This window comes from Martinezella lusitana, from assembly GCF_016901135.1.
Taxonomy (GTDB): Bacteria; Pseudomonadota; Alphaproteobacteria; order Rhizobiales; family Rhizobiaceae; genus Rhizobium; species Rhizobium lusitanum_D.
The window spans coordinates 322,866-335,892 of sequence record NZ_JAFEVL010000030.1; the positions used below are offsets into that span (position 1 = coordinate 322,866).

11 protein-coding genes and 1 riboswitch are annotated in these 13,027 nt (G+C 60.0%); of the genes, 4 read left to right on the forward strand and 7 right to left on the reverse strand.

The genetic code is table 11. From position 1 onward, the window contains the following. Positions 1–193: 193 nt before the first annotated feature. The 3 genes from JTP94_RS12650 to JTP94_RS12660 are packed head-to-tail and all read right to left on the reverse strand — an operon-like array spanning position 194 to position 3,009. The gene (locus JTP94_RS12650; protein WP_204850832.1) at positions 194–958 is read right to left on the reverse strand and encodes an ABC transporter ATP-binding protein; all 765 of its coding nucleotides are present in this window, start codon (positions 956–958) and stop codon (positions 194–196) included. Beyond that, positions 955–1,992: an iron ABC transporter permease gene (locus JTP94_RS12655; RefSeq protein WP_204850833.1), complete on the reverse strand. Its 1,038-nt coding sequence runs from the start codon at positions 1,990–1,992 to the stop codon at positions 955–957. Before JTP94_RS12655 ends, JTP94_RS12650 begins: the two co-directional genes overlap by 4 nt. After that, the gene (locus JTP94_RS12660; protein WP_204850834.1) at positions 1,993–3,009 is read right to left on the reverse strand and encodes an ABC transporter substrate-binding protein; all 1,017 of its coding nucleotides are present in this window, start codon (positions 3,007–3,009) and stop codon (positions 1,993–1,995) included. A gap of 165 nt (positions 3,010–3,174) precedes the next feature. After that, positions 3,175–3,433: riboswitch (cobalamin riboswitch) on the reverse strand. 288 nt (positions 3,434–3,721) lie between these two features. On the opposite strand from JTP94_RS12660, the gene JTP94_RS12665 reads away from it, so the two are divergent. After that, the gene (locus JTP94_RS12665) at positions 3,722–4,429 is read left to right on the forward strand and encodes a methyltransferase (RefSeq protein WP_204850835.1); all 708 of its coding nucleotides are present in this window, start codon (positions 3,722–3,724) and stop codon (positions 4,427–4,429) included. A gap of 33 nt (positions 4,430–4,462) precedes the next feature. On the opposite strand, the gene JTP94_RS12670 is transcribed toward JTP94_RS12665, so the two are convergent. Genes JTP94_RS12670 through JTP94_RS12685 form a run of 4 tightly spaced genes read right to left on the reverse strand, consistent with a single transcriptional unit; the run spans position 4,463 to position 8,073 of the window. Continuing rightward, entirely contained in the window at positions 4,463–5,203 is a 741-nt protein-coding gene (locus tag JTP94_RS12670) for a molybdate ABC transporter substrate-binding protein (protein WP_204850836.1), read from the reverse strand. After that, positions 5,200–5,970 (reverse strand): ABC transporter ATP-binding protein, encoded by a 771-nt coding sequence (locus JTP94_RS12675; protein ID WP_204850837.1) that lies wholly within the window; start codon positions 5,968–5,970, stop codon positions 5,200–5,202. The genes JTP94_RS12670 and JTP94_RS12675 overlap by 4 nt, the downstream gene beginning before the upstream one ends. 7 nt (positions 5,971–5,977) lie before the next feature. Next, positions 5,978–7,012 (reverse strand): iron ABC transporter permease, encoded by a 1,035-nt coding sequence (locus tag JTP94_RS12680; protein WP_204850838.1) that lies wholly within the window; start codon positions 7,010–7,012, stop codon positions 5,978–5,980. After that, positions 7,009–8,073 carry an ABC transporter substrate-binding protein gene (locus JTP94_RS12685; protein ID WP_204850839.1) on the reverse strand — a complete coding sequence of 355 codons (1,065 nt, stop codon included), beginning with the start codon at positions 8,071–8,073 and terminating at the stop codon, positions 7,009–7,011. The genes JTP94_RS12680 and JTP94_RS12685 overlap by 4 nt, the downstream gene beginning before the upstream one ends. Before the next feature lie 287 nt (positions 8,074–8,360). Here JTP94_RS12685 and JTP94_RS12690 point away from each other — a divergent pair, with 287 nt between their 5' ends. The 3 genes from JTP94_RS12690 (at position 8,361) to JTP94_RS12700 (ending at position 13,012) form a co-directional block, all read left to right on the forward strand. Next, entirely contained in the window at positions 8,361–8,948 is a 588-nt protein-coding gene (locus JTP94_RS12690) for a metalloregulator ArsR/SmtB family transcription factor (protein WP_204850932.1), read from the forward strand. Between the two features lie 598 nt (positions 8,949–9,546). Further along, on the forward strand, positions 9,547–10,872 hold the full coding sequence (locus tag JTP94_RS12695) for an MFS transporter (RefSeq protein ID WP_204850840.1): 1,326 nt from the start codon (positions 9,547–9,549) through the stop codon (positions 10,870–10,872). Positions 10,873–11,377: 505 nt separating this feature from the next. Then, on the forward strand, positions 11,378–13,012 hold the full coding sequence (locus tag JTP94_RS12700) for an acyl-CoA synthetase (protein ID WP_312038154.1): 1,635 nt from the start codon (positions 11,378–11,380) through the stop codon (positions 13,010–13,012). Positions 13,013–13,027: the final 15 nt, after the last annotated feature.

Sequence of the window (13,027 nt, forward strand, 5' to 3'; positions counted from 1 at the left end):
ATTCCGGGATTTCATGCCAGCTGGACTGGCCCACAGCGGCACCTTGGACATCATGAGCAAACCACGACTGGACGCGCACGGCGCCGGTGAAAACGACATGGGCGACGTGCAAAGACAACAATGCAAAAATCGAACATCAAGCCCGCGCTCCATTCGGGTGGAACGCGGCGGCATTGTGACTGTTCGAATGCATTCAACCCGTCATGTACTGGATGTTGCAGCGGCCGTGGACGGAGGATTTCTGGACATGGGCGCGCACGCCGAAGACCCGGCCGATCAGTTCCTCCGTCAGAACATCTTCGGGAGCTCCGGCCGCAACCACCTCGCCTTCCTGCAGCACGGCCAGGCTGTCACAGAACATGGCCGCCAGATTGAGATCGTGCATAGCAATGATGCAGGTAACGTCGAGCTTCGAGACCAGTCCCAAAATGTCGAGCTGATGCTGGATATCGAGATGGTTCGTCGGCTCGTCCAGAAGCAGTTCGCTCGGGGTCTGTGCAAGGGCTCTGGCGATATGGACGCGCTGGCGCTCGCCACCCGACAAGGTCTGCCAGAGCTGCGCCGCCCTGCCCTGCATGCCGACGCGCCCAAGCGCATCGAGGACGGCCGCATCGTCACGAGCACTCCAGGCTGACAATGGGCCACGATGCGGCGTCCGACCAAGCCGAACCACGTCCATCACGGTCACCTGCGTCTCCGTCGTCGCCTGCTGCTCGACCAGCGCGATCCGGCGGGCAATATCGCCGCGCGGGATGGACGCGATATCGCTGCCGCCGAGCCGGATGATGCCGCTGCGCACTTTCCTCAACCGGCAGATCAGCCGCAGAAGGCTGGACTTGCCGGAACCGTTCGGTCCGAGAAGACCGAGGACCTTTCCTTTTTCCACCGTCAGGCTGATGCCATTGACGATCAGCGTATTGCCGGCGGCGAAGGTCACCTTGTCGACCGCGATGCTCATGCCGTCCTCCGGGCGCGATAAAGAATGATTGCGAAGGCCGGGGCGCCGAACAAGGCGGTGACCACACCGATCGGCAGGATTTGCTGGGGGATGATGATCCTCGAGATGATATCGGCGCCGACCATGAAGATCGCGCCGGCAAGCGCGGCCGCCGGCAGTAGCCGATCATGACTGGGACCAACCAGAAAACGGGCCGCATGCGGGATGACGAGACCGACGAAGCCGATCGAGCCGACGATGCTGACGACCGCAGCCGTCATGAGCGCCGTCGTCCCGAGAAGGACGATCTGCGAACGCCGCACCGCGATTCCAAGCGAGGCCGCAGCATCGGTACCGAAGACGAAGGCGTCCAGAACCCGGACATGTCCCATGCAAACCGCAAAGCCGATAATGGCAACCGGCCCCGAAAGATAGACATCCGGCCAGCGCACGCCGCTCAAGGAGCCGAGCAGCCAGAACATGACACCTCTTGCCTGCTCGGCATTCGCTGACGTGGTGACGATATAGGAGGTGAGCGCATTGAAAAGCTGCGAGCCGGCGACGCCGCACAGGATGATCCGCTCGCTTGTGCCGCCGACGCCTGCGGCCAGCAGGCCGACAAACAGGAAGGCTGCGACCGCGCCGAGGAAGGCCCCGCCCGAAAGACCCAGGATTCCGTAGCCGAAACCAAGGATCATGATGCAGACCGCGCCGGTCGAGGCGCCTGCGGAGATACCTAGCACATAGGGCTCCGCGAGCGGATTGCGCAGCATGGCCTGCAGGATCACACCGCTCAGCGCCAGGGATGCGCCGGCGCTGGCGGCCACAAGCGCCCGGCTCAGCCTGTAGTCCCAGACGATACCCTGATGGATCCGGCTCAACTCGAAATCCGTCCCCAGCAGCCGGTTCGCAACAGCCTTGGCTGTGGTGGCCAGCGGAATGGAAATCTCGCCGATCGACACGGCAAGGCTGATCATGAGCGCCAGAAACACGATTGCGGCGATGGTGAGCGCCAATAGCGCCCACCACTCCTGCCGTCTTGCGATCCCGCGCATTTACTGCGCCAGGCCGAAGGACTTGATGCCCTTGGCCAGGGTCTCGATGCCCTCGATGGTCCGGATGGTGGGGTTCATCGACTGCGCGTTCATCATCACGAAGTGCTTGCTCTTGACCGCATCGAGCTGGCTCGTGACCGGATCCTTTTCGAGGAAGTCGAGCTTGACGTTGGGATCGTCAGCCGCATAGCGCCGGCGATCCATCGTCGCGATGACGACCACGGCCGGATTGGCCTGGGCGATCGTCTCCCATCCCACAAGCGGCCATTCCTCCTCCGTCGTCACGACGTTCCTGGCGCCGAGTGTCTTGAGGATATAGGCCGGCGCGCTGTTCTTGCCGGCGATGAAGGCGTCGCCGTTGACTTCCTTGCTCGAGAACCAGAACACGATCGGCAGGTTCTTGGCTTGGGCGCCGGCAATCGACGCCACGGCGTCCGCCTGACGCTTCTTGAGGTCGGCGATCAGCGCATCGCCGCGATCCCTGACGTCGAAAATCTGCGCGAGCTCATCGATCTCCTGATAGATCAGGTCCATCGTGAAAAGCTCCTTGCGCACGCCGTCGCCGCCGGCGGCATTGACTTTGGCAACGCAGTCGGTCGGCGCGATGTAGGTGTTGATGCCGAGCTCGGAAAACTGCTCGCGCTTGCCGACCGAACCCTGCGGGCCGACATGCCATTCGAATTCGGCGGCAACGAGGTCCGGCTCCTTGCCGACGACCGCTTCGAAACTCGGATCATTGTCGGCAAGACGCGGGATCTTGCTGTTGGCTTCGGCATATTGGGGCAGAACCGGCCCGACCCAGACGGCCGTTCCGGCGATCTTGTCGGCAAGGCCAAGCGACAACAGGATCTCGGTCATACCCTGACCGATGGATACAATCTTGGCTGGAGCCTTTTGGAAAGTGACCTGCTGGCCGCAATTGTTGACGGTGAGGGGATACTGGGTCGCTGCAAAACCGGGAACCGCGAAGCCGGCAAGGCCAAGCGCAAATGTAATGGTCGTCAGAAAATGGCGCATGAAAGATCTCAATAGGGATGAAAAAACTGAGTGACGTCAGCGCGACCGCGCTCAGGCACACCGCAGCCGGTTGCGGAAATCCCAATCAAGACCGAAGAGTGCCGGATAGTGTCGAAGGCTCGGGTCAATCATTCTCTGTCCCTTTCCGGGCATCCCCGCCCGGCTGATTGGATCGTGATTGACGGCAGGTCTCCTGGCTCGCGGATGTCTGACAATCATCTGCCTTCCCGCGCCGTTTCCGCGCAGTGGCATGGTCCGAAGACCCTGGGAGATGACCAGCAAGCTGGTCACTCCGGGATGACCGGCAATCCGCTTACAGTTGCGGGGGCAGCCACGGTCTAGGTCCCCTTTGGGTCGCCCTCACCGTGTTCCCTATTATTCCCCGTAGAGTCTTCCTTGGGGAACCGTCGCCCCCAGTTATGTCGGACAACCGCTCGCCGTCAAGAACATCCATCGATAAAAGCCGCGTTGAAGCAGCTCTCGACAAGCCGCACCATGTTTCTTCTCTTCTCCGCCTCGGCGACGAGTTCCTCGACATTGAAGAATAGGCCCGTCTCGTTGTATGAGAGTGGAATGGGTGTGGTCACATCAGGCGAAGTTCATTTCTCGATCTGCATAATAGAATTCATATCTAAAATGCCCTGCGGGCCAATACATCGGCGCTATCACTGCTCACCAGATGGCATGAGCTAAAACAAAATGATGGGTGAAAATGCAACAGGAGACGTTTCCGGTCGAGCTGGCTGAATTGGCAGCGGCATTACAGATAAACTCGGAAATCTTTAACGCCAACCGGGAGGCATTGGCGCTAAGAAAAGAAGTCGAGAGCGCAGCAAGAATTTTCATATTTGACCACGAGACGCAGGCTGAGACTTTTACACGGGCGTATGGAATTAAAAACGCGCTCAAATGCTGCCTCGCTTTGCTCTCGGCAAATATCGACCCGGCCAAATACGAGAATGTGCGCGATTTGGGCTGTGGCTCGGGCGTGTTCGGATTGACGTTCGCGTTTCTCGCCGCGAACCCGATGCTGCGTCTGACCTTCGTCGATCAATCGCCTTTGCACTTGAATATCGCGCAAACGGTGATGGCCGATTCCGGATGCGCCGGCAGTTTCAGCTTTCTCAACCAGACCCTGCCTCCAGATTTGCCGTCGAGCTCGGACCTAGACCTCATATCCTATTGGTTTTGCGAAAATGGTCACGTAGCGAGCGATGCCAATTTGATCGATCGTCTGATCGGTCGTGAAGCGATCATCGTGGATTACGAGAAGGTCATCTCGGGCATCGTCGATCACATTCCAAAGTACCTTATTGTAAAAGACCGGTGGTCGGTGGAATCGGACGTGCCCTTGCATATGAGGGACATCGTAGGAGATGAGAGCGTGAGGAGTTACGGGATCCACATCGTCAGGGCTTGATCTCATCAGCGGGCATTTCGACGCATAGGCAGGCTATTCGGATCGGTCGGTTGAAACAAATCCGGCGTCTCGCAATATCTCCTGCCCTTGCCGCGACAGCAGAAAATCACACAGGCCTTTCGCTTGAGCACCTGCATTCTTGCGGACCGCTACGCCGTACTCAATGGTTGGCTGGAACTCCGTTGGGATCTCGACGACGCTGAAAACCGGATCGGCCTCCAGGAGACGAGCGTTCGAATAGTAACTCATCATGAGATCGGCCGCGCCGTCGATGATCAGATAGCCGCCGCCTTTGCCCCGCGGCGGTGCCGGCGAATTGCGGCCACCGACCAATTGCAGCGCCCGGGATTTCATCGCCCTGCCCCTGCCCGGATGTTTGGCCTCGATAAGGTCGAAGACCTCGAAGGCATAGTCGCCGCCGGGATCATCGCCGGGCGTCGACGTGCCGATCCTCACCCGAGGATCGGATAGAATCGCAAGAAAATTCTCGGTCGTCAGACCAAGATCGGCACGCGCAAGCATACAGAGCCGGTTGCGCGCAAAGCAGATGGCTTCTTCGGTGATGCCGGCTGACGCGAGGCGTTGCGGATGCGCCATGTTGGCCGAGACGAAGAGATCGAATGCCTCGCCCGCCTCGATCCGCTCACGCAGCAGTCCGGCAGGCCCGAGTGTCAGCGAGACCGCGATGCCGGTCGCATGCGCGAAAGCCGTAATGATCGCCGGAAAGGCATGCCGCATGCTGCCGGCGGACAGGACATGGACTGGTTCGGTCATGGGCGATTTCCTTTTCTGTCTCTTTGCCGGAACAGCGGCACGAAAGCGGTTTCCTCCAACTGGCCGCTGCCGAGTTTCGCCGAACGAACCGGGATGCCGTAGAGCGCTTCGAGATTGGCCTCGGTCATCACCTCGTCGGTGGCGCCGAACACGGTTTTCGCTCCATCGAGCATGAGCAGGACCTTGTCGGCCACCGCCACCGCATGGTTGGGCTGGTGGGTGGTAAAGGCGATGGCAAGCTTTTCACGATCGGCCAGCTTGGCAAGCAGCGAGAGCACCACATCCTGATTTTTAAGGTCGAGCGCGGAGGCCGGCTCGTCGAGCAGCAGCACCGCGTTTTCGCCGGCCAGCGCCCGGGCGATCAGCACGAGCTGGCGCTCGCCGCCGGAAAGTGCGTTGATATTGCGCGGTGCATAGTCGGCCATGCCGGTGGCGTCGAGCGCCTCCATCGCCTTGTCGACGTCGATCTTGCGCGGCGTCTGGAAGAGCGCGATGTAGCGGGCGCGGCCCATCAGCACGACATCAAGCACCGAATAGGGAAAAGAGCCGGCAAATTCCTGCGGCACGAAGCCGGTGCGCGGATTCAATTCCATGCTGCCCGAGGTTGGCTTCAGAAGGCCGGCCAGCACCCGCAGCAAGGTGGATTTGCCGCGGCCGTTCGGCCCGAGGATCGCCGTGATCTCCCCCGCGCTCAGGTCAAAGTCGAGATCGCGAAACTGCCAGCGCTCGCCGTCATAGGACTGGCTGGCCCTTTCGATGCGCAGCATGGCCGCATCAGAAATCACGCACACCTCTCTGGGTCTGTTTCAGGACCATGGCGAAAACAGGCGTGCCGATCAGCGCGGTCAGGATACCAAGCGGAATTTCCGTGCTGGTGGCGGTGCGGGCAACAGTATCGATGATCAGCAGGTAGAGCGCCCCGATCATCAGCGAGGCCGGCATCATCACCCGATGATCGGGTCCGACGAGCATGCGCGCCATATGCGGCACGACAAGACCGACCCAGCCGATGATTCCGCTGACGGCCACCTGCGCCGCGACAATGCACGAGACGAGCACAAGGATCAGCCAACGCAGCGGCTCGACGTTGACACCGAGGGCGCGGGCATCCTCATCACCGATCGACAGGAGATTGATGCGCCAGCGCAGGCCGAGCAACAACAGGCTGCCAACCAGGACCGGTCCCGAAATCAGATAGAATTTCTCCCAGTCGGCGGTGGCGAAACTGCCGAGCAGCCAGAAGACCATGGCCGGCAGCTTGTCTTCGGTGTCGGCGAGATATTGTACGAGGCTGACCAGCGCCGCAAAGAAGCCACTCACCACCACACCTGCCAGCACAAGCGCCAGAATATTGCGCCGCGCGACGATGCCGTTCAGCGCGTAGACGAGAATGACAGCCGAAAGCCCGAAGGCGAAGGCCGAGGCAAGCAGGCCATAACGGGGAAAGCTCAGGAGAATGGCAAGCGTGCCGCCGAAGGCAGCCCCTGAGGACACGCCCATCACCTGCGGCCCGACCAGCGGATTGCGGAAGACACCCTGCAGCGTCGCGCCCGACAGCGCCAGGCCGGCGCCGGCCAGGAGCGCCAGCAGGATGCGCGGCATGCGCACCGTGAATACGACGTTCGCCTCCGTCGGCGTGACCGGCACCTCCGGCGCGGAAACACGCGCGCAAAGGATCTCGATCACCCGTGCGAACGGGATGTCGTAGCGCCCGATGCCAAGGGCGGCGATCGCAGCCGCCACCAGGAGGATCACCAGCATCGCGATGATCACGCGTGGCTGATATCGCGGAAAGGCCTCACCACTCATTGCGCAGCGCGATAATCGGTGCGGTAGAATTCCTTGTAATAGGCCTGCGCCTGCGCCTGCATGTCGATGTCCTTGAAACGCTCCGGATAAAGCGTCTTTGCCATCCAGAGCTCGCCGAGCGCCATCGCCTCAGGCATCGGATAGCCCCAGGCCTTGGCATATTCCGGCATCAGGTAGATGCGGCCGTTCTTGACGGCATCGATCGTCTGCCAGGAATCAGCTTTCCTGATTTCATCCACGACGGCCGGATAACGCTCCTGCACGAAAATGACGGCCGGATTCCATATCAGCACATCCTCCATCGTCACCTGCTTGAAGCCGGCGATCGAATTCGCGACATTGCGGGCGCCAGCGCGCTCCATCATGAGACCGGTGTATTTGCCATGGCCATAGGTGGTGAGGTCCGGATTTGCCATATAGATGGCCACGCGCTTGTCTTCCGGAATATCCGCAAGTCGGTCAGCGACAAGCTTGCGGGTCTTCTTCGTAACCGCAATCATTTCCTCGCCCTTGTCCTTGCGGCCAAGCACATCGGCGATCAGCCGCACGCCGGTTGCAAAGCCGGCGTCGATTGCCGCCGGCTCGTCCTTGACGCTTGGGTTGAGCTTGACCGCCTCTTCCGGCGGGACATCGAGAAGCGAAACCGCGACCACCGAAAGACCCGCATCCTCGATCTGCTTTACCATGTCGGCCGGCGCATAATTGGTGACGAAAACCACATCCGGCTTGAGCTTGAGAAGCTCCTCGATATTGACCTTGGTGAGGCCACCCGGTGTCGCGAGGCTCGGAAGCTGCGGCGCGAGACGCACATAATTGGCACCAAGCTGCTTCTTCCACTCGTCGAGAACGCCGACCACCTTGTCCATCGCGTCGAGCTGGACTGCAATGTTGAGGGTCTGGTGCTGCAGGATGACGACGCGGTTCACGGTGTCCGGAATATGCACCTGGCGGCCGATCTGATCTGTCACCACACGGTCAGCCCAGGCGGGCGTCGAGAATAATATGCTGCCGAGTGCAATAGCAATTTTCGCGACAGGGATCAGGCGGTCGAGTTTAAGCATGGGATTCTCCTGGAAGAGGCCCAACCGCTATCATTATATTTTTCCGTATACAACGGTGTCAGTTCGCCTTGGATCTCAGACTGATGGAGAGGGTGCGCGAGCCTCACAGTACAACCCATTTTTCCAAAAGCGAGTTTGAAGCGCCTGTCGGGATTGATGGCTCTTCGCGGCTCGACTATATACCAAGCATGGCTTTGGAATATCATCTCGCCGGTAGCTTGACCGATACGGAAGCGGAGAAACGCCAGGGGCGGCCCGCATCCGAGCGGATTCTCACGCTTTTGAAGATGCGCGGCTCACAAACCTCTGCGGCGCTTGGCGCTGCTCTTGGAACGACCGGGGAGAACGCGCGCCAGCAGCTCGTCAAACTGGCGGCGGATGGTCTCGTCGAAGCGCGTTCTCAAGCCAAGGGCGTCGGTCGGCCGCAACAGGAGTGGGAGCTGACGGAGCGCGGGCACGGATTTTTCCCCGATACGCATGGAGAGCTTGCCGTCAGCCTGATCAAGGCGGTTCGCAACACGCTCGGCGAGGCCGCGCTTGACCAATTGATTACCGCAAGGGAGGACGAAACGCGGGTCGTCTACTCTGCCGCTCTCGAAGGCGTCGATGACCTGGAGGCACGCATTGCAGCCCTTGCGGCGCAACGATCCGTCGAAGGCTATATGGCCGAATGGCGTCGGACGAATGAAGGCGATGCATGGCTCCTGATCGAGAACCACTGTCCGATATGCGCGGCCGCAACGACCTGCCAGGGCTTCTGCAGATCGGAACTGGCGGTGTTTCGCGATGTCCTTGGCGAGGATTGCACGGTAGAACGTGAGGAGCACATTCTACACGGCGCTCGCCGTTGCGCTTATCGCATTTCGCCGCACTAGACGCCGACGGCGGCGCGACCGCACGACAGAAATTTCGTTAAAGCGCAATAAGGCAAGGCGGGACGATCATGCAAGAAGACTGGTACACACTCATCGTTGGAAAAGGCAACGTGAACGAGGGTCTCGTCCGCATCGTTGCCTTCATCGCGTTGTACATTTGTGTCTTCGGAACGCTGTTTTGGTGGCTGCTGGGCTAGTCGCCAAACCGTCGCCCTCACCGGCAAGCTTTCGATTTCGGCAGGACGCCTGGTGGGTTCCAGGACTTTGACCGTGCCCGCACGCGGATGCTCGTCACCAGCCCCATGTGAGCGATCAAAACCAATCGATCACCCCCCCCGCAAGAAGCAACATTGGCGGATTTGGCAGCATCGCAACAGCGCTGCGCTCTTGATTCATGGCTTTCCCAGGCGCGTCGATCACACGAAACAACGCCTATTGACTTTTCACAGATGAATATAATCTGCGTATATGCAAACTGGCAACCCGTCATGGCGGTGCCAGCATGGAGGTGGCGGGCCTGCCGGGTCCGATGTGAGGACGGAAAGTGGTCTCGAGCAGCATGCCACGCTGCGAGGCGCCACGTTCCGGGAGGAGTGACATGACAGACGAAAATCCGGCGCTGCAAAGCGCCGTTCGCAAGGCGACCATCCGGCTTCTGCCCTTCCTGGGCTTGATGCTGATCCTGAATTTTCTCGATCGATCGAATGTTGGCTTCGCCAAGACGGCCTATCAGGCCGACACTGGTCTTTCGGATGCGGCCTATGCCTTCGGGGCCGGTATTCTCTACCTTGGCTACGCCACCTTCGAAGTGCCGAGCAACCTGATCATGCAGCGCGTCGGCGCTCGTCTCTGGCTCAGCCGGATCATGATCACTTGGGGCATCGTCTCGGCCTGCATGGTCTTTGCCCATACGGCGACGAGCTATTACATCGTCCGTTTCCTGCTCGGCGTCTGCGAAGCCGGCTTCTACCCGGGCGTATTGCTCTATCTGACCTACTGGTTCCCCGCCAAACAACGTGCGCGGGCGACCGGCCTTTTCTATCTCGGCGTGCCCTTGGCTCTAGTCATCGGCGCACCCCTTTCCGGCTGGCTTCTCACTCATCACGACATGCTCGGTCTTGCCAACTGGCAATGGATGTTTGCGGTCGAAGGCCTGTCGGCGACGATCGTCGGCATCCTGGCGCTGTTCTTCCTGACGAGCCGTCCCAGCGAGGCGAAATGGCTGACCGCGGAGGAAAAAACGGCGCTCGTCTCTGTTATCGAATCAGAGGAGCGCGGCAAGCTCTCCGAGGTGAAGCATTCCGTCTTCGGTGTGCTTAAGGATTGGCGGGTCCTTGCCTTCATCGGCATCTATCTCTTCATTCAGGTGGGCGTCGGCCCTATCACCTTCTACCTGCCGGCGCGACTGGCGCAGGCCATGGGCGGCGGCGTCAATACCTGGGTCGGCGTGCTGCTCGGTCTGCCGTGGCTGTGCGCCCTGATCGCAACGCGCTTCTTCACTGTTTATGCCGACCGGCACGACAATCACCGCATCGTCTGCATCGCCATGCTGACGGTCGGGACCATTGCACTGGGTATGATCGGGCTCACCATGAACCCCTGGATCATGGTAATCGCCGCCTGCATCGCGGTGCCGGGGCTCGCCTCATCGCAGCCGGTCTTCTGGAGCCTGCCGACCCGCTATCTCGGCGGTGTCGGCGCCGCAAGCGGCATCGCCTTCATCGTCTCGCTCGGCAATCTCGGCAGCTTCGCCTCGCCACAGATCAAGGCCTATGTCGATGCCGCCACAGGCAACGGCGATATCGGCTTCTACATTCTCGCCGGCTGCTGCTTCCTGTCCGTAGTGCTCCTGCTGGCGCTCGGCCCGCACCGCCGCTGGATCGTCGACAGCCAACAGACCGCCGGCAGCAGCCGCACGCACTAAGATGACAATGGCGGCTACCTGATTGTCCTTGTCCGACCCTCTCGCCTTCATCCCAATCGCATCGGGATGAAGGTAGGGATCGATGATCGGCGGGTCGAGAGCGATCAAGCAAGGTGTTTCAGGAGCGCTCCTATGGCAATCGATGGAGCCACCGACCGCGCCTGCAATGCCGTCACCTATCGACATCGCTCAAAGCGAGATTGCGGAAGCACTGCGCAAGCCCCCCGAAATGACGCGTGCTCAGGCTTTCGACGCCGGCCTCGAGCGGCATTGACTGGAGCTGAGCGTTTGGCGATTTTTCGCGAAAAGCCTTGATTTAAAAGGCTTCGGGCGTGATCACTAAGATCGACGCTACAATCAATCGTAACATGCTTGCGGAAGATATCATCCCGAAGCGAAGATGTTGCACATGATTGGGGGTGGAGGGGCGACGGTCGCCATCACAAAGTATCATGAGGGTACGGATGGCTGTCTAGTCTCATTGCAATCTGGGAGGAGCGCAACAGTGAACAAGTATGACGACAATCTGGGTCGGCGCGAGGCAAACCATAGCCCTATGACGCCTATATCCTATCTGGAGCGGGCGGCCCGAACGTTTCCCGAACGAACGGCGGTTATTCATGGAAGCCAGCGAGTAAGCTACTCGCAGTTCTGGAAGAACTGCAGGAAGCTTGCCTCCGCGCTTTCACGTCACGGCATTGGAAAAGGCGATACGGTGACCGTGATGTTGTCCAACACGCCGCCGATGCTGGAAGCCCATTACGGTGTGCCGATGGCAGGCGGCGCCGTGCTGCACTCCATCAATACAAGGCTGGATGCGGACTCAATCGCCTTCCAGCTCGACCATGCTGAATCCAGGGTCGTCATCGTGGATACCGAGTTTTCCGATGTCATGCGGCAAGCGCTGGAGAAAGCCGCGGTCACCCCGCTGGTGATCGGCTTCGACGACACCGAATTTCCCGCGGACGCACCGTTCAAGAAGGGCGTGCCAATAGGGACCATGGATTATCTGGCGTTTCGGGCTGGTGGCGACGAGGCATTCGAATGGGCCGAGCCCGGTGACGAGTGGGATGCCATTTCCCTGAACTATACATCCGGCACCACCGGAAACCCCAAAGGCGCGGTCTATCATCATCGCGGTGCAGCGCTTGCATCGCTCGGAAACGTCATCCACGCCGGCATGGGCAAGCATCCCGTCTATCTCTGGACGCTGCCGATGTTTCACGCCAATGGCTGGTGCTTCACCTGGACGGTCGCCGTTCAGGCCGGCACGCATATCTGCCTGCGATGGGTGCGCGCCAAGCCGATCTTCGATGCAATTGCCGATCACGGCGTTACGCATCTGTGCGGCGCGCCCATCGTCATGTCCTCGCTGGTCAACGCGCCGGATAGCGATCGACGCGCATTTTCCCAGAAGGTCATCTTCAATACGGCCGCTGCACCCCCGCCAGAGGCGGTTTTGGCGGCAATGGCCAATGCGGGCTTCGAAGTTACACACCTTTACGGACTGACGGAGACGTATGGTCCGGCTGTCGTCAATGAATGGAACACCGCTTGGGATAACCTTAGCAGCGCGGAGCAGGCTGCCAAGAAAGCACGGCAGGGAGTTGCCTATATCGCCCTCTCCGAACTGAATGTCATCGATCCCGAAACCATGAACCCTGTGCCGGCGGATGGAACGACCGTTGGCGAAGTCATGCTTCGCGGCAACATGGTGATGAAGGGTTACCTGAAGAATCCGGCGGCGAATGACGAGTGCTTTGCCGGTGGATGGTTCCACTCGGGCGATCTTGGCGTGATGCACGAGGACGGCTATGTCCAGATCAAGGATCGCTCGAAGGACATCATTATTTCCGGCGGCGAGAACATCTCGTCGATCGAGGTCGAGGACGCGCTTTACAAGCATCCGGCCGTTGCGACAGCCGCTGTTGTGGCCAAGCCTCACGAGAAATGGGGGGAAACTCCGGTTGCCTATGTGGAACTCAAGCCCGGCAGGCAAGCAACCGAACAGGAGCTGATAGACCACTGCAAAACAATCATCGCCCGCTTCAAATGCCCCACACGCATCGTGTTTGCGGAGATACCGAAGACATCCACCGGCAAGATTCAGAAATATCTTCTGCGTCGGATGCCGATCTGACTTCTTTGATGCCTA